Source organism: Nitratidesulfovibrio liaohensis (assembly GCF_011682075.1).
Lineage (GTDB): Bacteria > Desulfobacterota > Desulfovibrionia > Desulfovibrionales > Desulfovibrionaceae > Cupidesulfovibrio > Cupidesulfovibrio liaohensis.
In genome coordinates this window covers 1-694 of sequence record NZ_VSMK01000726.1, presented here as the reverse complement: position 1 = coordinate 694, position 694 = coordinate 1, and the positions used below count along the sequence as shown (strand labels likewise).

Sequence of the window (694 nt, the reverse complement as noted above, 5' to 3'; positions counted from 1 at the left end):
GGCGCGGGCTGCTGGCGCCCCCCGCAGGCGGCGAGCAGGACGGGCAGCACGCACAGGGCGCACAGGGCCAGCACGGCGGCGGGACGGAAGCGGCGGATGGCGAGCATGGAGTAGACCTCTGGTACGTGGGGGAATGTGTCGGGGTGTTCGTGAGAAATATCCGTGGAGTGCCCGCGCGGAATGTCCGTGCGGGGGGGGGGAGAGGCAATGGTCGGCGCGGGGCCATCACGATGCGGCGACGCGGCCTGTGCCTCTGCCTGGGCAGCCATACCTGACCCGCAACCACAAAACCCGCCCGCGCGGATGCCGCCTTCTATACTCCCGGCAAAGGGCCGCTGTCCACTGGCGCGGGAGCCTCGGGCCGCCGCCGCGCAACGGCTTTACAATAAGAAGGACGAGGCCGGGGGCAAGGTGCCGGGGCGTCTTGCCCCTGCCTTTCCCGCAATGTCCGCCCGCATGCACTCCGGCAAGCTACCCCGCCACGGCCTTGTGCACGTCGATACCATGGCGCAGCATACGGTTGCGCACCGTGCCCCGGTGCACCCCCAGCAGGCGTGCCGCCTCGGACACATTGCCTCCGGCGGCGCGCAACGCCTCAACCAGTTCGGCCCGTTCGCGTTCGTGCCGGGCGGGCCGCCCCCCGTAGGCAAACGCTCCGGCGGGCATGCCGCCCCCATCTCCGCCCCGCGGGGTG

General features: G+C 71.8%; 1 protein-coding gene. It reads right to left on the bottom strand.

Annotation, left to right across the window (positions count from 1 at the left end):
• Positions 1-471 precede the first annotated feature (471 nt).
• Positions 472-694 (bottom strand): helix-turn-helix domain-containing protein (locus FVW27_RS21055; protein WP_243838563.1); only part of this gene is annotated, 223 nt, incomplete at its 5' end.